The sequence below is a fragment of the Parashewanella spongiae genome, from assembly GCF_004358345.1.
GTDB classification, from domain to species: Bacteria; Pseudomonadota; Gammaproteobacteria; order Enterobacterales; family Shewanellaceae; genus Parashewanella; species Parashewanella spongiae.
Map to the genome: position 1 here is coordinate 496,874 of NZ_CP037952.1, position 24,163 is coordinate 521,036.

At 39.6% G+C, this 24,163-nt stretch carries 15 protein-coding genes and 1 pseudogene; 12 read left to right on the top strand and 4 right to left on the bottom strand.

Features of this window, described 5'->3' with window-relative positions:
- Position 1 precedes the first annotated feature (1 nt).
- The 10 genes and pseudogenes from E2I05_RS01730 to E2I05_RS01775 form a co-directional block, all read left to right on the top strand.
- Complete coding sequence (locus E2I05_RS01730; protein ID WP_121851856.1) at positions 2 to 1,051, top strand: polysaccharide deacetylase family protein; 1,050 nt, start codon at positions 2 to 4, stop codon at positions 1,049 to 1,051.
- Complete coding sequence (locus E2I05_RS01735) at positions 1,048 to 1,503, top strand: GNAT family N-acetyltransferase (protein ID WP_121851840.1); 456 nt, start codon at positions 1,048 to 1,050, stop codon at positions 1,501 to 1,503. Before E2I05_RS01730 ends, E2I05_RS01735 begins: the two co-directional genes overlap by 4 nt.
- A gap of 166 nt (positions 1,504 to 1,669) precedes the next feature.
- Positions 1,670 to 2,428, top strand: a complete 759-nt coding sequence (gene udp, locus E2I05_RS01740; RefSeq protein WP_121851841.1) for a uridine phosphorylase — start codon at positions 1,670 to 1,672, stop codon at positions 2,426 to 2,428.
- Positions 2,429 to 3,393: 965 nt separating this feature from the next.
- Positions 3,394 to 3,876 (top strand): NfeD family protein, encoded by a 483-nt coding sequence (locus E2I05_RS01745; protein ID WP_121851842.1) that lies wholly within the window; start codon positions 3,394 to 3,396, stop codon positions 3,874 to 3,876.
- A gap of 14 nt (positions 3,877 to 3,890) precedes the next feature.
- Positions 3,891 to 4,817, top strand: coding sequence for an SPFH domain-containing protein (locus tag E2I05_RS01750; protein WP_121851843.1), 927 nt, complete (start codon positions 3,891 to 3,893; stop codon positions 4,815 to 4,817).
- A complete protein-coding gene (locus E2I05_RS01755; RefSeq protein ID WP_121851844.1) occupies positions 4,817 to 5,746 on the top strand; it encodes an SPFH domain-containing protein in 930 nt (309 codons plus the stop codon). Before E2I05_RS01750 ends, E2I05_RS01755 begins: the two co-directional genes overlap by 1 nt.
- Positions 5,747 to 6,033: 287 nt before the next feature.
- Complete coding sequence (locus E2I05_RS01760; protein ID WP_121851845.1) at positions 6,034 to 6,498, top strand: type III secretion system chaperone; 465 nt, start codon at positions 6,034 to 6,036, stop codon at positions 6,496 to 6,498.
- A gap of 62 nt (positions 6,499 to 6,560) precedes the next feature.
- Positions 6,561 to 8,771: a DNA helicase II gene (gene uvrD, locus E2I05_RS01765; RefSeq protein WP_121851846.1), complete on the top strand. Its 2,211-nt coding sequence runs from the start codon at positions 6,561 to 6,563 to the stop codon at positions 8,769 to 8,771.
- A gap of 17 nt (positions 8,772 to 8,788) precedes the next feature.
- Positions 8,789 to 9,649: a 4-hydroxybenzoate octaprenyltransferase gene (gene ubiA / locus E2I05_RS01770; protein ID WP_121851847.1), complete on the top strand. Its 861-nt coding sequence runs from the start codon at positions 8,789 to 8,791 to the stop codon at positions 9,647 to 9,649.
- Positions 9,650 to 9,740: 91 nt separating this feature from the next.
- A pseudogene (locus E2I05_RS01775) lies at positions 9,741 to 9,920 on the top strand (IS1 family transposase); the annotation flags it as partial.
- A 279-nt stretch (positions 9,921 to 10,199) separates the two neighbouring features.
- Here E2I05_RS01775 and E2I05_RS01780 read toward each other — a convergent pair.
- From E2I05_RS01780 to E2I05_RS01790, 3 genes are all read right to left on the bottom strand, one after another.
- Positions 10,200 to 13,817 (bottom strand): ankyrin repeat domain-containing protein, encoded by a 3,618-nt coding sequence (locus E2I05_RS01780; protein WP_121851848.1) that lies wholly within the window; start codon positions 13,815 to 13,817, stop codon positions 10,200 to 10,202.
- 177 nt (positions 13,818 to 13,994) lie between these two features.
- Positions 13,995 to 17,519, bottom strand: a complete 3,525-nt coding sequence (locus E2I05_RS01785) for an ankyrin repeat domain-containing protein (protein WP_121851849.1) — start codon at positions 17,517 to 17,519, stop codon at positions 13,995 to 13,997.
- A gap of 480 nt (positions 17,520 to 17,999) precedes the next feature.
- Positions 18,000 to 19,574, bottom strand: a complete 1,575-nt coding sequence (locus E2I05_RS01790; RefSeq protein ID WP_121851850.1) for a peptide MFS transporter — start codon at positions 19,572 to 19,574, stop codon at positions 18,000 to 18,002.
- Positions 19,575 to 19,758: 184 nt separating this feature from the next.
- Between E2I05_RS01790 and E2I05_RS01795 the strand changes: the two genes are divergently transcribed.
- The gene (locus E2I05_RS01795) at positions 19,759 to 21,354 is read left to right on the top strand and encodes a winged helix-turn-helix domain-containing protein (protein ID WP_121851851.1); all 1,596 of its coding nucleotides are present in this window, start codon (positions 19,759 to 19,761) and stop codon (positions 21,352 to 21,354) included.
- A gap of 222 nt (positions 21,355 to 21,576) precedes the next feature.
- Positions 21,577 to 23,190 (top strand): ankyrin repeat domain-containing protein, encoded by a 1,614-nt coding sequence (locus tag E2I05_RS01800; RefSeq protein WP_121851852.1) that lies wholly within the window; start codon positions 21,577 to 21,579, stop codon positions 23,188 to 23,190.
- Positions 23,191 to 23,416: 226 nt separating this feature from the next.
- Here E2I05_RS01800 and E2I05_RS01805 read toward each other — a convergent pair whose 3' ends face one another.
- On the bottom strand, positions 23,417 to 23,833 hold the full coding sequence (locus tag E2I05_RS01805; RefSeq protein ID WP_121851853.1) for a hypothetical protein: 417 nt from the start codon (positions 23,831 to 23,833) through the stop codon (positions 23,417 to 23,419).
- Positions 23,834 to 24,163: the final 330 nt, after the last annotated feature.

The window sequence follows — 24,163 nt, forward strand, 5'->3', positions numbered from 1 at the left end:
TGTGTTGAGAAATTTTATCCTAGCCTCGTTGCTCATGGTAGCAAAATTCGTGAATGCCGCTGTGATTTTGCAATATCATAATGTGTCGACAACCACGCCTGCTGTGACCAGCGTGACTCCAGAGCAGTTTGCAGAGCATATGGAATACTTAGCCGATAATAAGTTTTCGGTTATTCCTCTTAGCGAACTGGTTTCTGCCATTAAAAATAAACAGATTTTGCCCGATAAAACCGTAGCCATCACCTTCGATGATGGTTATCGAAATATCTATGAAAATGCGCATCCTATATTGCAAAAAATGGGTTTTCCTTATGCCATGTTTATTGCTATTGAGCCGATTGAAAGAAAATTCGCCAAAATGATGTCATGGGAGCAGATCATCACTATTACGAATGAGGGCGGTGCTGAAATCATGAATCACAGTTATAGTCACGATCATTTGATCCGTCTTAACGAAGGCGAAACGAAAAAACAGTGGCTTGAACGGATCAGGAAAAATATTGTTGATACCGAGAAAAAAATCGCTGAAAAAACCGGTGATAACTTTAAAATACTCGCTTATCCCTATGGCGAATACAATCATGATATTACCACTTTAATCACTGAGCTTGGTTATGCCGCTGTTGGTCAGCAATCCGGTGCAGCAGGTGTGTATTCTGAATTGACGGCACTGCCACGCTTCCCAATTGCAGGTGCTTACGCGAGCTTGAAACAACTTAAAACTAAGTTGAACAGCTTGAATATGCCGATCGTGAAGCAAGTGCCACTTGAACCACAAATCACCGCGGCTCAACATCGGCCTGTGTTGAAATTAACCTTGGAAATGACAGACATTCGAGCCTCACAAATGATGTGTTATATATCCAGGCAAGGCGCTAAAAAACCGACTTGGTTAAGTGACAATGAGCTTGAAATCTCGGCAGACAAAGACTTGTCAGCTGGTCGCTCTCGATATAATTGTACTGTGCCAAGTAAAACCAAAAATGGCTATTACTGGTTTTCGCACACTTGGATCAAACCCAAAGCAAACGGTGAGTGGTTAGCAGAATGATCTGGCAGATAAAAACTTTCAATGAACTCACGACCCATGAATTGTTCGAGATATTAAAACTTCGTTCAGATGTATTTGTTGTAGAGCAAAACTGTGTATATCCCGATCTAGATGAAAAAGATCGTCATTCACAAACACATCACGTGATGCTATTGGATGACCATAATAGGTTAATGGGATATAGCCGTGTGCTTGCTCCGGGTCAAAGCTATCCTGAAGCGAGTATTGGTCGTGTTGTTATTAATCCTGATAACCGTGGAAATGGATTAGCTCAAAGATTGATGCAAAAATCGATAGCAGTCGTTCAACAACAATGGCCTGATACGGCGATTCAAATTGGCGCACAAGAGTATTTGACTCAGTTTTATCAAAATATGGGATTTCAGCCGATATCTGAAATGTATCTTGAAGATGGTATCCCTCATCGAGATATGTTGTATTTAACTACTTAGTCTTTGATGTGGATATCAATGACCCATTGAGAACATATTGAAATACAAATATTTTCAGCTATCAGCTTTAATTCAAATTATCATACTGTGATCCAGTTAACCCCATCAGTTTAGCAGCTGGGGTAAAGTGGAACTCAATGACTAAAAAATTTAAAGGGGTATACAAATGGCTGATGTATTTCATCTCGGTCTGACCAAAGAAATGCTTGGTGGTGCTAATACGGCAATTGTTCCGGGTGATCCAGAGCGAGTAAAACGGATTGCAGAATTAATGGACAAGCCAATTGCATTGGCAAGCCATCGTGAATATACCAGTTACCTTGGTTACCTTGATGGGAAAGCTGTTGTTGTGTGCTCAACGGGTATTGGTGGACCATCAACTTCAATTGCTGTCGAAGAGCTTGCACAGCTTGGTGTGACAACCTTCTTACGAGTTGGTACTACGGGTGCGATTCAACCGCATGTTAATGTGGGTGATGTTATTGTGACTCAAGCCTCGGTACGTCTTGATGGAGCAAGTTTGCACTTTGCGCCAATGGAATTTCCTGCGGTCGCTGATTTTAATTGCACAACGACTATGGTAGCAGCGTGTCGCGATGCTGGTGTTGAGCCGCACGTTGGCGTGACAGCATCTTCAGATACATTTTACCCAGGCCAAGAGCGTTACGACACAGTTAGCGGCCGTGTAACACGACGTTTTAAAGGATCAATGCAAGAGTGGCAAGATTTAGGTGTTCTGAATTACGAAATGGAATCAGCGACCTTATTCACCATGTGTGCATCACAAGGTTGGCGCGCAGCTTGTGTGGCTGGTGTCATTGTTAACCGCACTCAACAGGAAATTCCTGATGAAGCGGTAATGAAGCAAACTGAGAGTAAAGCGGTCAACATTGTGGTTGAGGCGGCTCGTAAATTGCTCAAGTAGTTTCATAACTATTCATTATTAGGCAGGTTACTATGAAAGTAGAACCTGCTTTTTTATAAATAAATTTTGAAAGGAAGATTAGGGGCTGTTGATCTTTCATGATTGTTTTTGCAGCGATAAATTGGTTATTTTATGTAAGGCAGAGTTTGTGAGGTTTGGTTATTATCGACATACAAAACTGTCGTTACTTCGTTTCCAAATAAGAAAACGATAACGCAGCACCTTTTATTTAGAAAGAGCGACCAATTTACGCTCTCTCTTTTTTCGATGCTTTTGAGCATTCACTATTCTGTGTTGTGACCAGCTCACTTAGATGGCTAAGCATCACTGCTCACGCCTTGAACAGATAAATGCTCAAATAGCACAAAATTTAATCCTGAAAGATCAACAGACCCTAACCTAAACGTTCATGATAGGCATAGATGTCATATGCGTTTACTTTGGCTACTATTTTTCTATCACCCTACACCATGAAAATTGTATTCGCTGAGATTTGAAGATTATTTCCAACCTAAGCTAAAGGCGAAGTGATTTTTAGCTTTTATGCTTTCACTAACAGGCTTGGGAATAAGTGTTAGCGGCTATTTTCACGGTAAGCTAAAGGCGAAGTGATTTTTAGCTTTTATGCTTTCACTAACAGGCTTGGGAATAGGTGTTAGCGGCTATTTTCACGGTAATAAATCGGCATTAAACAACCCGAACTCACCCATCAAGTGAGTGCTGAACATTCATATACTTGCCAAAATCACAGCTAGCTGCGTTATACATTTTGCAAGTAGAAACGGTATGCCGGTAACCACTACTTGCTGCTATTCATGCCGCTATCAGTAATTTTTTCTTCGTATATGAAGGCTCCCAACCGATTTATTTAGGATGAAAAAATAACTAATTTCGACATATTATGTCGATTTATAAATAAACCACTGATATAGTGTGGAGATTGATAATTGACTCAAGGGAGTGTTATGACGTTATCAGATCCTGTAGTAATTTGGGCTGCCATCGGCCTATTTCTGATCTTAGCCGAAATTATATTACCGGGCGGTATTGTAATTCTTCTTGGCGCCGCCTGTTTAGTTGTCTCCAGTTTTTTATGGGCCGGTTTTGTCGAAGGCATTGCTCAAAGCATGACATTGTGGTTCATCACTTCAATCATTTTAATGCTGCTATTTCGTGGGTTTACTCAAAAAATGATTGGCGGAGATGCTCATGTGGATAATACCGACGAAGCGATTGATGTTTACGGGCAACTTGCTGTCGTTGTTGAAACTATTGGTCCAGGTGAACACCAAGGTCGAATTAATTTTCAAGGTTCAGATTGGCCAGCTGTCGCTGATGGCTCAGAAATCGGTGCAGGTGAATCAGTGCGAATTATTTGTCAGCAAAACATTGCATATGTGGTTGAGCCAGATATCGGCGACGACACAGAATTAGAACCTTCTGAATAACAAGGAAGATATACATGTTAACTTTTACCATTATATTTTTAATATTTCTGTTTATTTTATTTAAGCTCATGCTCATCGTTCCCATGCGTGATGTGTTTGTGATTGAGCGTTTGGGTAAATTTCGTGCCGTATTGCAACCGGGCTTTCATTTTCTCATCCCATTTCTTGATCGCGTGGCTTATCGCCATGACACCCGAGAACAAGTGCTAGATGTGCCCACTCAAAGTTGTATTTCTCGTGATAACACGCAACTTGAAGTGGATGGCTTAGTATATTTAAAAGTGATGGACGGAAGACTTGCTAGTTATGGTATTGAGAATTACCGCCGCGCCGCAGTTAACTTGGCGCAAACCACCATGCGTTCTGAAATTGGTAAACTGACACTGAGTGAAACTTTTGCTGAACGTGACAAATTAAATGAATCCATTGTCCGTGAAATTGATAAAGCTTCTGAGCCATGGGGAATTAAAGTATTACGTTATGAAATACGCAATATTTCGCCATCGATGAAAGTTATTCATACCCTCGAAAAACAAATGGAAGCAGAGCGTAGTAAGCGTGCAGAAATTACACTTGCCAGTGCGGAAAAAGCGGCGATGATTAATTTATCAGAAGGCGAACGCCAAGAAGCGATTAACCTGTCTGAAGGTGAAAAACAAAAACGGATCAATGAAGCCAAAGGTACGGCTCAGGAAATCTCTATTATTGCTAAAGCTAAGGCTGAAGGTATGTTAATGATATCTCAGTCTTTAGCGAAAAATGGCGGTAATGACGCCATGAATATGTTGCTGAAAGAGCAGTTTATTGATCAGTTAGGAGCAGTGCTGGATAAATCACAAGTATCTGTTGTACCCACAGAGCTTGCTAAACTCGAAGGTTTTTTTGAAGGCATGGATCAAGTGAGCGCGACGCTGCAAGGCTCAAAAGGAGGAAAAGCATAATGAATGGCATGAATGCAGATTTTATCGTAATGGCAATTTGGGGTTTTATTTTTGTTGTTTTTGTTTTCAAACTCTTTCAATCCATTCGTTTAGTTCCAACTAAATCGGCTTACATTGTTGAGCGTTTAGGAAAATATCACAGCACCTTAGATGCCGGATTTCATGCATTAGTACCTTTTGTCGATAAAGTGGCTTACATCCATGATCTTAAGGAAGAAACGATTGCCGTTCCGCCGCAAGAGTGTTTTTCTCGTGATGAGGTGAATGTTGAAGTCGATGGCGTCATCTATATTTCGATTACTGATCCTGTTAAAGCCAGTTATGGGATCACCGATTATCGCTATGCGGCGATTCAGTTGGCTCAAACGACCACTCGTTCAGTTATTGGTACCCTCGATTTAGATCGTACATTTGAAGAGCGTGATGTGATTTCCGCTAAAGTGGTTGAAGTATTGGATCAAGCTGGTGCGATGTGGGGGATTCAAGTTCACCGATATGAAATCAAAAATATTACCCCTCCAGAAACAGTAAAGAACGCCATGGAAATGCAAGTGAATGCGGAGCGTGAAAAACGAGCTTTACTGGCGAAAAGTGAAGGTGACAAGCAGAGTCGAATTAACCGTTCAGAAGGGATAAAGGCGGAAATGATCAACCGCTCTGAAGGTGAAATGCAAAAACGAGTTAATGAAGCAGAAGGTAAGGCCCAAGAGATACTAACGATTTCAGAAGCCACCTCAGAATCGATACAAAGGTTGGCTGATGTGATTGCTGCTCCAGGTGGACAAAATGCGCTGAGAATGCAACTTGGTGAACGTTATATGAAACAACTCTCAGGGCTCAGTCAAGAAGGGAATCGAGTCGTACTCCCAGGTAATATGATGGATTTTGAATATTGGCTCAATAGTATTGGCTTACAGGAAAAAAAGTAAAGTTACCTAACAATAATTATAATTAATCGAATGGTGCTCAATAGAGCACCATTTTTTATGCATTATTAAAAAACAAGGCAGCTAAGTAATAGATTGTTTTATTGATGGTTAACGAATTTTCATTTTTCTTACTTGATTATGTTTATAACTTAGGCACAAAATGGCAAATGACTTGGCGTTTTCTTTGGGTTTTACTAGGCTTGAAAGTAGAACCAATAAAACTATTTTCTGCTCATTGGCAAGAATGGTAAAACAACTCAATTTTAATAACTCATTACGGTGTACGAATGGATATTTTTGAAGAAGCTTTCTCTGAATTAGGTATCGAAGGTATTACCTTTGGTGATGACAATGTGCTTACCTGTGAACTATCTCGACAAGAAGCGGGTCGAGATATTGTGTTATCACTTTCTGCGTATCGAGATCATCAAGAAATGAGCCTACGTTTGTCGGTAACTACCCAAAATACAATTCCTGACACCGTTCCTGCGGAATTTATGTTGGAATTTGGTGAACGAGCAATTGAGCCGTTTAGAGGTGGATTTGGGATAGGTGTTCTGCCCGAATGTCGCAATGTGACCTTATTCCGTAACATTGTCATTTCAGGCAAACCAAAAGGTTTCATTAAAGAATCAGTGGGTGAATTGATTGAAGCCGCTGAAGAGTGGGATTTAAAGTTATTTAATCTTATCGGCACTTCACCTAGTGTTGCGCCAAAAGGGAAATCGCCTGCAATGATGCCTCGAGGCTAATTGCACTACTGACATTTACCGCCTTTACGATATAATCTCGTCTCTTATTTTGGGAGGCGAGAATGGACGTATCTTCACTACTGGACGGTCTGAACGATAAACAGGCTGAAGCAGTAAAAGCACCACAAACAAGTATGTTAGTACTTGCTGGCGCAGGAAGTGGTAAAACCCGCGTCCTGACTCATAGAATTGCTTGGTTGATGCAAGCCGAGGGGCAAAGTCCATATTCTATTCTTGCGGTGACTTTTACAAACAAAGCCGCTGCAGAAATGCGTGAGCGCGTTGAGCATGTTGTTGGTGCGAACATGTCGAGAATGTGGATTGGCACCTTCCACGGGCTCGCCCATCGCTTATTGCGTACTCATTATCAAGATGCCAACCTTCCACAGAGCTTCCAAATTTTAGATTCAGATGATCAGTTAAGAATGATCAAACGGATCTTAAAAAGTATGAACCTTGATGATAAGCAATATCCACCTCGGCAAGCTCAGGGTTATATTAATGGTAAAAAAGATCAAGGCTTACGCCCAAAGCATATCGATGCGAGTATTTTTCCCATAGAGCAAAATTTACTGAAAATTTACCAGATATATCAAGACTCGTGTGATCGTGCTGGCTTAGTCGACTTCGCAGAAATACTCTTGCGAGCTCATGAATTATGGCTGAATAAACCACATGTATTGGCGCATTATCAAGATCGTTTTAAGCATATTTTGGTTGACGAGTTTCAAGACACTAACTCTATTCAATATGCGTGGATCCGAGTACTTGCAGGTGATAAAGCGAATGTGATGATTGTGGGTGACGATGATCAGTCCATTTATGGTTGGCGTGGTGCACAAGTTGAAAACTTGCATCGTTTCTTACAAGACTTTCCCACAGCCAACACAATTCGATTAGAGCAAAACTATCGATCTAGTGCCAACATCCTTAATGCTTCTAATGAGCTGATTTCCAATAACCCAGATCGTTTAGGGAAAAATTTATGGACAGACGATAAAGACGGCGAACCCATAGGCCTTTATTGTGCTTTTAATGAACTAGATGAAGCGCGCTTTATTGTTTCGCGCATCAGTGAGTGGCATGACAATGGTGGTGATTTAACTTCGTGTGCCATTTTATATCGCTCAAATGCGCAGTCGCGGGTACTGGAAGAAGCGTTGCTGAATAAAGGTTTAGCGTATCGAATCTATGGTGGTTTGCGATTTTTTGAACGTCAAGAAATCAAAGACGCCATGGGTTACCTACGCATCATGAGTAACAAAGATGATGACGCCGCTTTTGAGCGTGTAGTAAATACGCCACCAAGAGGGATCGGTGGTCGTACGTTAGATATATTGCGAACCACAGCGAGACAGCATGATTTAACCTTGTGGCAGGCTTGCCTGCAAGTGTTAGAGCAAAAAATGTTGCCAGCGCGAGCGGGTAATGCCGTGCGTGGATTTATGGATCTAATTGTAAAGTTGCAACAAGACACCATGGATATGCCTTTGTATCGCCTAACCGATACTGTGTTACAACATTCTGGATTAAAGGGCATGTATCAAGCCGAAAAAGGTGAAAAAGCTCAAGCCAGAGTTGAAAACTTAGAAGAACTGGTGACAGCCGCTCGCACCTTCGAACTACCAGAAGAACTGGAAGAAATGGGAGAGTTAAACGGCTTTTTATCCCATGCTGCGCTTGAAGCAGGAGAAGGACAGGCGGATGCATTTACAGATTCAGTGCAATTGATGACATTACATTCAGCGAAAGGACTTGAGTTTCCACAAGTGTTTATGGCAGGCGTTGAAGAAGGATTATTTCCGAGCAAAATGGCGTTAGAAGAAGGTGATCGTTTAGAAGAAGAACGCCGACTTTGCTATGTAGGTATGACTCGAGCGATGGAAAAGCTCACCATTACTTACGCCGAATCAAGACGTATTTATGGCCGAGAAGATTACTCTCGTCCATCACGTTTTATTAAAGAAATTCCAGCGAAATATGTAGATGAAATTCGCTTAAAAACTCAAGTGTCTATCCCGTCGTCACGAACTTCCCATTCGGACAGTCGCTTTAATAAACCCCGAATGCAAAAGCCTCAACCGAAATTGGCATTTACTCAAAACCATGAAAGTGGCCTCAGTTCTGGGCAAAAAGTCACCCACTCTAAATTTGGAGATGGCAAAGTGCTAGACGTTGAAGGTAGCGGACCACGAGCTCAAGTGAAAGTTAATTTTGATGATTACGGTGTGAAAACCTTAATGATTGCTTATGCCAAATTAGAAACGATATAACCAAATAAGGACATACCATGACGCTAACGGTAAAATTGTCAGCCTATTGGAGATTAGCCCGCTTAGATAAACCAATCGGCACTTTGCTGTTACTGTGGCCTTGCTTAATGGCGTTGTTTTTCGCATCAGAAGGCATTCCAGAAACGAAACTGCTGCTTATTTTTACCGTAGGCGTAATTGTGATGCGTGCTTGCGGTTGTATCATTAATGATTTTGCTGACAGAAAAGTCGATGGACATGTCGAGCGAACCAAAAACAGGCCAATAGCCAATGGTGAAGTCGGCGCAAAAGAGGCATTAATACTCTTTGCAGTATTGGGAATAATGGCATTCGCCTTAGTACTCACACTTAATGAAACAGTGATTAAGTTAGCCTTTGTTGGCATTGCCATGACGGTGATTTATCCCTTTTTAAAGCGGGTAACTCATTTACCTCAGCTGTTTTTAGGTATTGTATTCAGTTGGTCTATTCCGATGGCCTCCGCTGCCGTATCTGGCGAATTAGCGAGTTCTGTTTGGTGGTTATTTTTTGCTAACTGGTGCTGGATCGTGGCTTACGACACCATGTACGCGATGGTCGATCGAGAAGATGATTTGAAAATTGGTATTAAGTCCACCGCGATTTTGTTTGGTCGCCATGACAGGCTTATCATTGGGCTGTTACAGCTTTTAACACTTATTGGCTTATGGTTAGCGGGAAGAGCGCATGAAAGCGGTTTATATTATCAATTAGGCTTAGTAGCGTTTGTTGGTTTTAGTATTTATCAACAATACTTAATTTTTCATCGCGACAGGGGACAATGTTTTAAAGCATTCCTTAATAATCATTGGGCTGGGTTTACAATGTTTGTTGCTTTATTGCTAGATTATTTTATGTAGCTTTATTCCTTTCTGACAATCATTTTTAAACCTAGAAACATCAGTTGACTGCGTTTCTAAGATGAACGCTCCCAACCGATTTATTTAGGATGAAGTAGGAAAAACTAATACCCAAAAGATTGAGAGGAAAAACCTCAATTTTAGAACTTGGATTAAAAGATTAGCACGAAGAATGATTTGTTTTTCAAAGTTAGAAAGTATGCACGATACGGTAATAGGTTTGTTAATCAATCGAGTAAAATTTGGGATTGATATTCATGCCTACCACTAAATTAGCCCACTACCAAATTTAGCAACTATTAGGCGAAAGGTTTTGAACTTAATTAAAAGTCACTCTTCAAAAGACAGTGTGGCTGGCAAGATGCAGCGAGCCTGCTGGGATGCAAAATTTAGGGCTGAGATTTTGTTTGGTGAATCATAATCCCGCCCTGAGCCTGCGCTGGAATGACGAGAACTCATCGGTGTACTTTCCTTCCGCAACTTTCCTTATTCGAAATTATCTATTTTCAGTTTGTATTTTATAAGACGTCTTTTTTACATCAGTTTAAAGCTACAAATATGGAGTTAAACGTTCTACGGCTTCTTTTGAACAGTCTTTTTGAGCTATTTGCATAGGATCTAGGCCTTTATACATGCAATATGTCGCAAGAGGATTGAGGACCACTGACTTAGTGTCAGCGCCTGCATGAATGAGTGCGATTGCATATTCAATACGTTTGCGGGTTAACGCAAAATGTAGCGGTGTTAATCCGTCATTAGGGTTTACTGAACCTGATTTGGCTAGTGAACGTATATCAATGTTCTCTTTGCTGTTTTCTAGCAGGGTTCTGAAGTTCTTGATTGACAATGGATGCCTTAACCAAGCAGCTTGAGCGTAATGTAATAGAGGATATTTATAGCAGCCTATGGAGCCAGGGGTGTATGGACACATTATGTTCATGGGCACAAATTCGCACTTTACCAAGATAGGAATGAGATGATGATGACCCGAGTCAATGGCAACTTGGATTAAATGCCTACCATCATTATCTGTTTCGCTCAGCGGGATACTAACGGTAAAGTCAGCAAGCAACGCTTCAGTTTTTTGGGCATCTCCATCACTAATCGCTTTGTATAATGGTTTAGTACTCGGATTAGTCCCAGGCATTGGTTTCAGTATTACATTAATTTTGGCATCAATATTTGAGTCATGAGGTACTTGTGTGGAAGCGTCTACTGCGCGTTTACCGTCAACGCTGTGATATGCATCTGAGCTTGCTTTACTTTCTTCTCTAACACCTAGATTTGGCATAGCTTGTAAAAGAGGGACGAGAGTCACTCTCGGGTATGTTTGTGAAGCAAAACTTTGAATGCTAGTGATTTCTTTGTACTTTGGTATCGCAATATCATCAGGAAGTTGGCTAATAACAAAGACTAAGATATCTTTTTTACAATACTCAACAGCAGAAAATAAAGCATCAATTTTATATTTGTTCGTGTCGAATGGTGGAGTACACAAAAGATGCTTAACTACGTCCAATCTCCCATTTTCCACTGCGAGTTCGAGAGCATTTTGTTGCTTTCTTGACAGGCTTAGAGTATCGGTTTTTGCCCCTGCAGTAACTAGAACTTTCATGCACTTTATTTGGCCGTAGACTGCTGCTGTTAAATAAGGCGTCAATTGATGTTTACCGACAGAGTGTGTCTCTAATTGGTCATTAAATTTACCTGACTCGATAAGTGTCTGTAAAACGGCAGTCGAACCTTGTTTGGCTGCAAAATGTACCAGTGGATAAATGGAACCATCAAGGCTTTTTCTAGGGATGGTTTTATTGAAAGATTCTGCTTTTAATATTGCTCTTACATGATCAGCTTTGTTAGCAATTATGGCTCGCTGAATAGGATAGTAGCCTTTTTCATCAGGAAAATTAATATCCTCCCCTAAACTGATTAAGAGTGTAATCATATCGGGTGAACTCGTATAAGCTGCTATCGTTAATGGGTAGAAACCTGATGATGAAGGGATTGTGGGAATACTATGTGTTTTTTTATACTTTCCGATTACTTTTACTGCCAGTAAATTATTACTTTTTACCGCAGTGATAAACATCGTTTCATGTTCATTATTTTTGATCTTCACTTTCTCTTGACAATCGACCCCTAGCACTAAAAGTTTTTCCATTGCGATTTTGATTTGTTTTTTTTCTTCTGTTTCCTTACTACGTAAGGAAAAACTTTGCTTGGCGCAATAATCACAGAGTCGCTGAGCAAGTTGATTCGTGGTAAAGAGAGTTTTTATTACTTCAGGGTGTAACTGGTTAAACATAAAACTGGTAATTGCATTTAATACTATGCCATGCTGATTAGGTCGTTTTATTAATTTGAGCTCATATTGACGATTAATAGCCGCTAATCTAACTTTTTCACAATCCCTTGTTTGAAATTTATCAGTTGTACCAACGATAAAGCAAATTAGGCTCTTACTGTCTATTTTTGAAATTATGGTTAAGATGTCATCGGCATTAATTTTCTTAGCAACGTGAAGTTCACCAATTAGAACTGTTAATTTAGGCACTAACCCATCTAATACTTCTGGTTTTAACTTATTGCTATTTAACTGGCTATTAACCAAAAACTCGTTAAGAGTATCAAGGTCATTGATTGCCTGCATGGCACTTGAAAGAAAGGCGATTGAGATATCGGCAGGCAAAGAGTGCAACTCTACATATTTCAATGAGACTATGGGAATCACTCTAGGCTTAGACGCTACTTGTGATTCAACAGAACCAAAGTACAAGTTACCTAAACTGAACATAATAGCTTGAGGAATAGCGGCCATATTTCGTGTTTTAACTATAGCGGAAAAGGGAATTCGTCTTGCCAGTATATTTTGGGCAAGACAGTAGTGGATCTGATTGACCGAAAGCGTTTTAAAAATATCGTTTGCGGGTGTCTCTGCCGTAATAATTTTAGTCCCTGATTGAGGTAATTGTCCCATAAAACAATAGGGAGCAGGTATAGCAAGTTGTTTAACACTAATGGGGAAGCGAATAGTGCCGGTTTCGTCTTCAAGTTCAGGTGGTTGGGCTATCGAGCATTGACAGGCATTTGAAGCTAGTGCCTGAGATCCATCTCTAACTTCTGATTGTACCCAATCTGGCATTGTTAGCAGTGGGGCATTTGGTGATAGCTGTTTTTCTTCTGAAAAATTGATGCCTTCATATGGTAGGCTCGTTGAAATAGAGTAACTTTCAGACGCTAAAGATTGTTGGTCTAACTTACTACAGACTCCTTGATCTTTTTTAATTTTGTATGCCAGATTTAATAAGATGAAAGAAGGTGAAATCCGATGTCGAACATATTCAATAAATCTTTGCTGCTTTGCATTTAGGCTTCTTCTGTTAAAGGCTACGGGAGGGATGTTTATGGAATATACTTTTTCTGAGTCGTCTGGAGTTTCAAGGAAAGCAACTTTCTTTGAAATGCCAACTGCTGGCGTTGCAGCCTGAGAAGTCGGGTTCGCATTTGTTGTTAGCTGAATGCCAAGTTCTTCGCATAAGGCTTTATCTATCCATTCTATACTTCCCTTAATTTGCTGATAATCTACAGCATATAGTCCTTGGTATGATTTTTTGACGTTAGATAAAAGTTCAGATAATTGTTTTTGTAATTCTTCGGTATATTCGGCATGTGCCAGCACGAGGGTAATGTTGGCTCGAGCAATTTGGTTTACCTTAAAGTGACTACTGTCCCCATTGTCGTTACCGCCATGGCAACACAGTTGTTTCAGCGCCATAGCCTTAACTTCATCAGAGATTCTTATAGAGTGAAGCAGTGTATTAATATTTTCCAGCATGTAAAAAATACTGTGATTTTCATGTAATTTAGCAACAGTAGATTCATTCTCTAGGGTATAAACATCCATTAGTCTGAGCATTAGCACACCTAAAGAATGCACAACAAGAGTTTGATTATCGGTTGTCAGATCTTTTAGTTTTTCACTTTGATTAACATAGTCGATCAGCTCCTCAAATAGTTTTTGAGTACACGATTCTATTGAATAGTCTTTGAACTCTTCAAGTTCAGTTTCTAACGTAAGAGGATGAGAAGGAGGTAAAGCTAGAGGAGCTGGAAATTGTATTTGAGGATATGGATTTAGCGTGTATCTTGAGGAAGCTTCTGTTGCCATTATTCAAACCTCGTATAAATGAGCATTGAGTATTTTGCTGAAGTTGTTTTGTTTTTTGATGCTTAATTAATTTTTGTTTAGATTTTTTAAAAAATATTTAGCTTTAACTCTTAGGCGTAACACTATTTGATTCTGTCGGTTGCATCTTCTGTGTTGTGTCACTGATAAGTTACTTCCTTAAGAAGTTAACAACTTGATAAGGTCAAAATAATCATCACAACTGAGACATTCCTTATGAGCTATTTGCAAGGGGGTTTTGTGTTTACAGTCAACAAAAGCAGCACTGGTATAATTGACTGATAAGTGTTTATCGGCACCTGCCTGAATTAACACCATTGCATGATTAACTTGCTTTAAGACTAACGCAAAATGCAGAGCGGTAAGTCCGTTTTCTGATGAGTCTAATTTCGGTCCAGGGATAGCACGTTTATTTAGTTGCCCTTTACTGCAGTGAGAAACCAAAATTTGAAAGTGCTCTAATGATACTTTATTGCTTGGTTGGCTTGCACTGGACAAATCGACTTGAACGTAATGCAAGATTGGATAGGAAGCTTCAGGTCGTTGTTGGCAGATAATATTTTTCGGAACATCTTTGTTTTTAGCAAGAATCGGAATCAGGTGGTGGTGACCAGAATCAATGGCGACTTGCAATATGTGTTTGCCTTCAGAGTTAGTTTCGGCAAGTGAAATGGGCTTGGTCAGTGTTGCTAGTAGTTTCTCTGTAGCTTCAAGATCACCTTTTGCAACAGCATCATATAGGGAGGCTATGTTTTGTTTTCTCGTAGCTGGAAGCATCTTTGCTATGGCTAAATCAGAGTGCGGATGATGGCTTAACCCTAGATTCGGCATTGTTTGTAGAATCGGTAATAAATGTTGCAATGACTCATGCCGTGCAACGTAACAATAGAGACGCTCTCCATCATTGATTCGAGGAATAACTAAGTTGGTGGGGAGTTGGTTAATAATTTGTTTTAGCACTTCCTCGTTTTGGCTCTCTACAGCGGCGATCAAAGCACTCTGTTTGCGTTTATTACTGCTCCATTCGGCATTCATTAAGCTTTTGACAAGGTCTGTATGACCATAAAGCGCGGCTAGAGTTAATGAATTATACTTTCCCCCTTTATACATTATAACTGAATTAGTTTTCGCACCTGCTGATTCTAGTATTTTCATGCATCGTGGTTGATTTGCAGCAATAGAATGTAAGTATGGTGTAAATTGATGCTCCCCAAACGGTAAGTCAAGCTGTTCTGGCACCCCTGCTTCACTAATAAAGAATTTTAATGCTTCAACACTGCCAATTTCTGCTGCGTAATGTGTTAAAGGGAGGGGCTGCATTTCGGTTTTTCTTTGTACTAGAACTGTATTATCTTTATTGAAAGATGGCAGGGTAAAAATGTATTTTATGGTATCAAGGTTTTCATGACTTATTGCGGCATGCATTGGAGTAAACCAATGACCATTTCGACATTGATTTATGTCCTCTCCAGCATTTACTAATAAAATGAACGCTTTTATATTGTTTTTATAAACAGCAGCATAATGGAGCGGATAAAAGCCGCGTGAAGAAGGAATGGATGCAATACTGTGGACTTTTTTGTGTTCAATTATTACTTGTAGAGCCTTGTAATTTCTGTGGCGTATAGCTGTAATTAATGAAGTTTCTTGATAGCCTTTATCAAAGCCAGACTCATATTTTGCTTGGCAGTTTGCCCCAGACTCAAGTAACTTCCTCATCGCAGCTATAACATCATGCTCTTCTTCTTGAGTTTTATTTTTATTTAAAGCAAAATTTTTGTTCTGACAATAATGATAAAAACGTTGGTCTAGTTGCTCCGGAGTAAAAATTATATTGATGATTTCAGGAGTAAGATGAGAAAGTAATGAGCTGGTGATCACTGATAAGTTTAGCCCGTGAGTGTGAGGCGGCTTGATGAACCCTAACTTATGACATTGAAAAATGGCCGTTACTCTAACTAATTCGGCTTTTTGTGTTTGTAGTTTTGAGCATGCGTTGGTAAGGAAAAAAATGACCATTTTTTCTTTGCTATTTGAAATGAAACTTTTAATATCTTCTATCGAAATCTTTTTCTGTCGTTCTAATTGATTCAAATGCTTACCGATTATGAGCGATAAAGCATCTTCCACTGCAAGATCAAACCCTTTCGTTAGTAATTGACTATTGCTTAAAAATTTTTCTAATGTCGGTTTATCGTCAACTTTTTTCAGTGCGCCAGCCAAAAAGGCGATAGCCACATCTTCAGGAAGGGATTGTAAATCAATATAACTAAGCATTTCGATGGTAAATTCTTCTGGCACAGAAGGGGTGGAGGGGCCTGCTAGACAGTAATACAGATTGCCTAAACCGCAAACTTTAGGTGAGAACCCAAGATCCATATTGCTCACTTTGACAATTTCAGAAAAATTTGCCCTTCGAGCCAATATATTTTGCGCTAAACAATAGTGAATTTGGCTTTCGGAAAGATCAGAAAAAACCCTTTGTGCAGAGGTTGATACTGTAACTTTGTTGGAAGAAGATTCAGTTAAACTACCCGTAAAACAAAATGGAGCAGGCATTGCAAGCTGTTTCATGCTTGTTGGAAATCGAATTTTATATGTGTCGAGATCCGTAGTCTTACAGTGCTGATATGAATGGGGTTCAGAGGCCGTTTTTTTTGACCACTGAGGCATGGTCAACAATGCCGCAGATATTGGGGGCGTTGCCAGTTGTGCTTTTTTTATTTTAGGTGCAGGGTAGGCTTTACAACCAAATATTGTTAGATCTAGATTTTTACAAACTTCTGGTTTGTTTTTAATTTCCGATGCCAGTAATCGTAATATCTCAACAGGCGAGATTCGGTTCCTCATATAAGTGAGAAACTCTCGTTGTTCAAGGGTTAAACTTCTTCGAGGTAGTGCTTTTGAATCACACTTTTCATTGTCGGATATATCTGTTTTTTCAGAAAAACCTTCTTGTTTGCAAACTAGTTGAGATGTTTCTGATATCGATATGTTGATACCAAGTTCTTCTTTTAAGGCCAGTTCTAATCCATTCACTGTACTTATTGATGGTAACTTAAAATTTACATAAGTGATCCAAGATTCTAAGAACTGTTGAGATAAGTCTGATTGTAACTGCTCAGTGTAACCAGTATGTTCTGCAACTAAGGTAATATTGGCTCTTGCAATTTGATTCACTTTAAAGTGTAAGCTGTCGTCTCCTTGGCAACAAAGTTGCTTAAGTGCAAGGGATTTTGCTGTATCTGAAATATCTTCCGACTGAATTAGCGTATTAATACTTTCTAGCATAACAAGGATGGTTTGAGTGTCGTAAAGGCTCTCGACAATAGGCTCTTTGGCGACACCTTGTTGGTTCATTAACCTTATCATCAAGACTTGTAGAGAATCAGTGACAGAAGTATTCACATCGGTTGTGAGTTGGCTGAGCACCTCATTACTTCTTACGTATCTGAGCAAATCTTCAAACAGTTTTTGAGTATATTCAACGATGGGTAACTCAGGATTATGATTATTGTATGTGCTATTGCCATATGTTGTGGTGTCAGTAGCATGGGAGTCAGTTCGAGATGAGGGGGCTGCCTTAGCGCTGTACGGTGGTGGATTCAAAGGAGGAGTTAAATTCTGCATCTGGTAGGACTGTTCAGGAAAGGCTAGTTTTCCCGCCATTGACGAAGCTGACATTTATTTACCCTCAAGATAAAATTTAAACGCTAATACCTGTGAAGGCATAATATCGGGATGCACTAAGAGAAAGTAAGTGAATTATTGTTAATATAAAATGCTGACCGATGGTGCTCATTTGATTGATGAATATGACGTGTTAGAGTGCGTTCTCAGTGAGTCATTTTCATTTTTTATCGTTAAAAACGGGCAAAACCAAGGATTGAACCTAAATAAATCGGTTGAACGCACAATTTAACTTTAATTCATTGAAATTAAGTACAAAAATGAATAACCCGAATTCACCTGTCAAGTGAGTGCTGAACATTCATATACTTGCCAAAATCACCACTAGCTGTGTTATAAATTTTGCAAGTAGAACCGAAGTAACGACAGTTTTGTTTGTCGATTGCACTAATTTAGCCTGCATAAAAGAACCAATTTATCGCTGCAAAAATAATCACAAAAGTTCAACACACCAAGTATGACTTTGGCTCAAGGCTAATGTACATCATGCATCCATCGCTTAAGCATTGGCGAAATTAATAAGGTCGCCACAGCACCTGAAATCGCAATCCAAGTAATGTCGCTATAAAGTAATGCAAATGTCTGTAACTGTTGATGATTGGATATCCCGCCCTCAATGACTTCTGCACTGGGTACAGCCGCACTGCCAGCCAGCCACGCAGCAATATATTCAGCAATCGCTGAGCCTAAAAACCACAAACCAAGCATGAGTCCAACAATTCTAGGGGCCGAAAGTTTTGTGATCATGGATAAACCAATGGGAGAAATAAATAGCTCTCCAGAAGTATGTAGTAAGTAGGCAAGAACTAACCAATAAAGTGCAACTTGTCCTTGCTCGTCAGCAAACTTAATACCCAGAACGAGTAAATAAAAACCTAATCCGACTTGAGCTAAGCCTAAAGCAAATTTGATTGGCGTGCTGGGTTCACGCTTTCGTTGCACCAGAATTTTCCACCCATAAGCAAAAATTGGCGCAAGTATAATGATAAAAATGGCATTTAAAGATTGCAAAATAGGCGCTGGGATCTCCATGCCAAAAACGACTCTATTAACAACCCGATCCGCAAACAGATTCATCGAGCTACCTGACTGCAAAAAGCATAAAAAGAATACCGTCGACATCATGGTTAAACTCACGGCAGCATAGAGTTTTTGTTTGACAGAACTTGACACTTCGTTGATACAGAACCAAATCAACCAGACTGAGATGGCGACAAGTGTAAATCCTAAAATGCCCGCAACAATTTGGTGGTTACCAACAATGAGTGCAACAACGCCGACTAATACTAGACTGGTAAGGTAAATAATGTGCTCAATAGAAAAAACGCTGACAATTGGCTTTTTCAAATTGATTAAATCGGGGGCGTCGGCGTGACCTTTTAATAAAGGCTGCCCAAGTAAAAACACAATTAAACCAAATAACATCCCTATGCCAGCCAAACCGAATCCATAAGGCCAACCATAGACTCGTCCCACATATCCACAGAGGATTGCAGCTAAGGCAGCACCTAAATTAATGCCCATATAAAAGATGGTAAAACCAGCATCTTTTCGAGGATCATTAACATGGTAAAGCTTACCGACAATGCCTGAAATATTAGGTTTGAGAAAACCGACACCTACTATGATAAATGCCAAAGAAACATAGAATATAGGCAGGGTTTGGCTTTGAACTAACTCACCATTATCAGTGTAATAGGAAGGTGTTCCTTCAAATGCCATACCCAAGTGTCCAACGCACAGTAAAACGGCTCCGAAGGTGACTGCGCGTTTGCTGCCTAAATATTTATCGGCCAAAAGCCCTCCAAGAATAGGAAAGGCATAGACGAGCGCAAAGTAATTACCAAAAATATTAGTCGCTTGTACGTCACTGAATAGAAAGTGCTCAGTGAGATAAAAAATCAATAGAGCTTTTAATCCGTAAAAACTAAAGCGCTCCCACATTTCTGTAAAAAAACAGACATACAGTCCTTTGGGATGAGAGCTGGACAGGGGGAGCGCATCAGTGGATTCATTGTCTAAGTCATGAGTAGCGATTTGATTATCCATAAATACATTCTTATCAGTGATGAAGGAATTTCAAGCTTATATTCCTGCCAGAATACTTGGTTGAAGCTAGGGTGAAGTGATCGGGAATACTTGGTGAAGGACGATGAAAAGACTTGTTTGTTGGTGAAGATTGAGTAAATTGGTCATTTATAAGAGTTAAACGCATTTCAAGGATGAGGCTAAGATGAATACACGTTATCAATTTGCTGACATAGTATTAGACACTCGCCTTGGTTGTGTGAAACAACAAACACGAGAAATTGCACTACCTTGGCTTAGTTACCAATTGTTGTGCGTGTTGTGTAAAGCGGCACCGGCCATTGTTTCCCAGCAAACCATAATGGACGAAGTGTGGGGTGATACTGTTGTTGGCGATGAAACCCTTAAACAACGCATAAAATTGTTGCGAAAGTCACTCGGTGATGATGCCACCAACCCAAAATACATTGAAGCGATAAGAGGTCGAGGATATCGGATTAAACCTGATGTCGTTTCAACGCCATCTATAGACAGCAAGGTCAATGCGTTCGAGCTCACGACGGACTCTTATTCGCTATCACAGCAACGCAGTTACCCTTATTACTGGAAAGTGTCATCGACGATATTGTTCGGATGCTTAGTGTGTTTTTCTGTCGGTGGTTTTATTTATGATCGCTGGATAGGTACTGTAAGTGAACAACAGCAAGTAGTAGATAAAGGCTTTGCCGAAAAGCTATATCAAAAAGGCTTAGATTATTACTATCGATACCGTGCAGAGGATAACCTTCACGCGATAAAACTGTTCCAGTCGGTTATTGAACTTGAGCCTGAAAATGCCAAAGCGTATGCTGCACTAGCCGATGCTTATAGCCAAGGTGTATTCCAATTCAATGGCGGTGAAACATGGAAACAACTGGCGATTGATAATGCATATCGAGCAATTTCAATTGATCCTGACTTGGCTGTCGGCTATAAAGCGCTTGGGCTGGCGTATTACAATAAAAATTGGTTATCTAAAGCGGCTAGTGCGACGAAAAAGTCACTGCAAAAGCGCTCTGATTATTCAGAAGCTATGTCTAATTTAGGTTACATTTATCGTGAAATGGGGCAACTTGCTCTGTCATTAAAATGGACAGAAAAAGCGCTTAATATGCAACCTACTACTAGCGTTAGTTTAGTGCATAAAGGCTTATCTTTAACGGCATTAGGTAATTATGAACAAGCCAAAGTGGTGTTATCAAAAGCACAGCAACTTCAACCAGATTCAGATTTAGCAAACGATGCCATTGGGCAATGGTTATTGGCGCAAGGGTTGTATCATCAGTCCTCGAAATACTATCAACAGCAGGTGAATGCCTACCCTAAAACCAGTGTTTTTTTGGCAGGTTTGGTGCTTAGTCAATTGTATTTAGGTAATCAATCAAGCCTCGAACAAAATGCAGAAAAGTTAGCGTTAAGTGAAAACCCACAGCATGCATTACAAGGAAAATTGGTACTGCATGTATTCGGCTTAATGCAGGAAGAAGGTAGTGAAGCGTTATTGATAAAGCTTCATCAACACCAGCAACAAGGCTCAGATAAGCCCATTGACAGTTGGATGTTGGCACAAATTTATGCAGCAAATCATTTTCCTAATAAAAGCATTCGTTATTTAGCCCAAGCCATCAATCAAGGCTGGCGAGATGTGCATGCCATCAATCATCATCCGAGTTTTAAGCTGTTGAAAGAAAACAGGCAACTTAGGAAACTTGTGTCTGAAATTGAGTCACTAAAAACTAAGGAAAATCAAGCAACGTTTTAAAGTAAACCATGTTTAATAAATATTTAATGATTAGATGGTTTTTTTTAAATTAATTAATTAATTAATTAATTAATTAATTGTTTAGTAATGGAAATATTGTAAATGAAGTGTATTTGTACATTCATTTTCGAGCAGTTTTAAATAAAATAAACACGAGTGCGTTTGGGAAGTTTCAATATCGTGGTAGCTTTTTATTAAATCAACTTATTGATTGGAAAAGTTATGTCAATTTCAGAAGGGGCAAGTTTAAGACCACAATTTGGTGGTTTGCAACGAGCGAGCCAGCGAAAAAACCAATATGATAGGCTAGAACCATTACCTCAAAATGCCGAAAAAGAAACCGTATTTTTTGCTCGAGATGGAGTAAAGATTGGCAAACGGTTTCAAGTGTTATCCCCTGCAGGAAGCATAAATAGAACAGGTCGCTTTCATTCTCCTTTAGGTAATCAACATCAACAGCAACACCATCTACATAAAGCAGCACCTCCTCAGGAGCAGTCAACAATTCCTTTTCGACGAGATTGGACTCATCAGAGCTTACCTGCTAGTAGGAGGTTGGCTGTTCTTAAAATGGAATCCACTGATGGAGGCATACATAGAACAGGTAGCTTTAATTCTCCCTTACGTAATCAACACCAAAACCATCAGCTAAAAGCAGAGCCTCCTCAAGACCAGTTAACAATTCCTGTTCTACGAGATGGAACTCATCAGCATCCATCGATGGATGGGCATCTTATACCGCAGACAGCTGACAGCATTATTACGACTACAAAGCCGGAAAAAAAAGGTATCTTAAGAGTTAAAACGAATGAACAAGTCGACAGATATACGTATCAACAAATACTGCCTCGCTTTAAAACAAAATCTAATAAAACTGTTCATTGGCCAGATCAGCAACAAGAAAAACCAAGACCATTGAGTTCAAGCTTTTCTGAAGATCAGTTAAATAAGTTGGGAGTGGAAAAAGAAAACAAAACAAGTGATTTTGTACAGCAAAATGATAAGCCGATAAAAGACGAGGTTGTTGAAGTTGATAACCCAGTTGAAAGCACTGATGAGCTGCTCTTAGAAGATGTGAAACAGCTTGTTATAGAGCAACTTCATTATGCTATAGATGATAAAAGCAAAGAGACTGTCAAAAAGCTTATAGAACAGGTTAAAGGAAATACTCAAGTTTCAGTGATAGAAGGCTTGAAAGATGGGATGACCCCATTGCAAAGAGCATGTGAAACTGACTTGGTCGAAGTTGCGGCGTTACTCGTTACATATGGGGCAGAAGTAAACACTTGTAATAAAGTCGCTATGCCAATAGCGTTGGCTTACCAAGCGATGAATACTGAGATGTGTGCAGGATTGATTGTTGCTGGCTCGAAATTACCACCTGCGATTTCTGCTTACGATATATTGCAGTTGATAATTAATGCAGATGATGCCGATGCTCTAGAAAGCATGTTAAATGCAACGACCCTTCCAGCTGAGTCGATTTATAATTTAGATAGTATGAGCGATTATGTTAAGCTTTTGAAAGCAGCATTAAGGGATGAGAAACTCGAATGCGCAGCCGTATTAATATCTTTCGGTGTTGAATATCAGCAATCTTTCCCAAACGTTCCATTAGCATTTGCAGCTGAACATAATTGCCTTGGGTTAGCTTACGAGTTGTGTTGGCAAGGAGAGGTGTTTACCAGTGCCGAATCTTGTGTGTATATTAAGTTAATGAAACTTGCTATAGAAGTTCAAGATAGGGATTATATAGAAGCATTTGAACAACAGCTTGTTAAGAGTTCAAGCTTAAAGAAGTGGAACTCTATTCGAAGAAAAAGTTTATACAATTAGAAAAGATTAAAGCATCGAAGCTTTTAAGTTTAAAATCAACAATAGATATTGATACATAAAATTTCTCTATACCCACAATGCCTAGCCAACATTAAGATATTTTAGTTAGAGTTGGCTTGCTAACGGCTAAATATGGGGCTTTTTTGTAAACATCGAGTCAGCCATTTACTGAATCAAATAAAACTGAAACTTTTGTATCACTATGTAGCAGGTAATTGGGTGTGCCTCATTCAGATAAAAGGTTCTGAGGTAGTACTTGCCAAGGATCTAAATCGAATTGCATTTGTGATGTTACCTCGACTCCTTTTTTGTCGGTATAGTAAATTATGTGTCCAAATGCGGCTGCCTTTTGATAGTCTAGGGTGAAATATTCAATTCTTGAACGTTTGTTTAATGTCACTTCTTTAATTTTTTCGACACCCTCAAATTTTCCGAAAACATTTTCAATACTGTGCAGCGCATCAACATTTTGTTTCACATCGGTAGAATCATTAAATGATGATTTTTCAAGCAGAGTGAGTATGAACTTTTCAGCGCCAGAGGATTTGTATTGTTGTGCCGCCTTCAACAGAATTGAATCCGTTTCTGCTGAATTGACACTAAAGGATAATGATATCAAGACTGAAATTATTAATTTATGCATGACTTAAAACTCTTTATTCAATTGACTTCAGTAACCTTAAACCTATCTACCTTACTAATCACTGAATTTTTTTTGTTGAGATTGTGCCAGATTCAGTTGGCTGACTCATTTTTGCCTCAAAGCTTCACAGGCTATATCACTTAAATTCACAGCATTTCCGTCATTCCAGCGAAGGCTGGAATCCAGTGCCTTTGTAAATTCAAAGAAATTAACCGATAACGATAGCAGCTAGAAAAGTCGCTAGATACCCGACTAAAGCATTCGGGTATGACGGTATTGGTATCATTTAGGTTACCGAAAACCTGACACGTTTCTGCCCTTAAAACCATT

Excerpts from the sequence above, each read along its gene's own strand:
- E2I05_RS01755 (WP_121851844.1), top strand. The coding sequence starts at position 4,817 with ATGAATGGCATGAATGCAGATTTTATCGTAATGGCAATTTGGGGTTTT.
- E2I05_RS01760 (WP_121851845.1), top strand. The coding sequence starts at position 6,034 with ATGGATATTTTTGAAGAAGCTTTCTCTGAATTAGGTATCGAAGGTATT.
- E2I05_RS01745 (WP_121851842.1), top strand. The coding sequence starts at position 3,394 with ATGACGTTATCAGATCCTGTAGTAATTTGGGCTGCCATCGGCCTATTT.
- E2I05_RS01780 (WP_121851848.1), bottom strand. The coding sequence starts at position 13,817 with ATGGCAACAGAAGCTTCCTCAAGATACACGCTAAATCCATATCCTCAA.
- E2I05_RS01790 (WP_121851850.1), bottom strand. The coding sequence starts at position 19,574 with ATGGATAATCAAATCGCTACTCATGACTTAGACAATGAATCCACTGAT.
- ubiA (WP_121851847.1), top strand. The coding sequence starts at position 8,789 with ATGACGCTAACGGTAAAATTGTCAGCCTATTGGAGATTAGCCCGCTTA.
- E2I05_RS01805 (WP_121851853.1), bottom strand. The coding sequence starts at position 23,833 with ATGCATAAATTAATAATTTCAGTCTTGATATCATTATCCTTTAGTGTC.
- uvrD (WP_121851846.1), top strand. The coding sequence starts at position 6,561 with ATGGACGTATCTTCACTACTGGACGGTCTGAACGATAAACAGGCTGAA.
- E2I05_RS01800 (WP_121851852.1), top strand. The coding sequence starts at position 21,577 with ATGTCAATTTCAGAAGGGGCAAGTTTAAGACCACAATTTGGTGGTTTG.
- E2I05_RS01750 (WP_121851843.1), top strand. The coding sequence starts at position 3,891 with ATGTTAACTTTTACCATTATATTTTTAATATTTCTGTTTATTTTATTT.
- udp (WP_121851841.1), top strand. The coding sequence starts at position 1,670 with ATGGCTGATGTATTTCATCTCGGTCTGACCAAAGAAATGCTTGGTGGT.
- E2I05_RS01735 (WP_121851840.1), top strand. The coding sequence starts at position 1,048 with ATGATCTGGCAGATAAAAACTTTCAATGAACTCACGACCCATGAATTG.
- E2I05_RS01795 (WP_121851851.1), top strand. The coding sequence starts at position 19,759 with ATGAATACACGTTATCAATTTGCTGACATAGTATTAGACACTCGCCTT.
- E2I05_RS01785 (WP_121851849.1), bottom strand. The coding sequence starts at position 17,519 with ATGTCAGCTTCGTCAATGGCGGGAAAACTAGCCTTTCCTGAACAGTCC.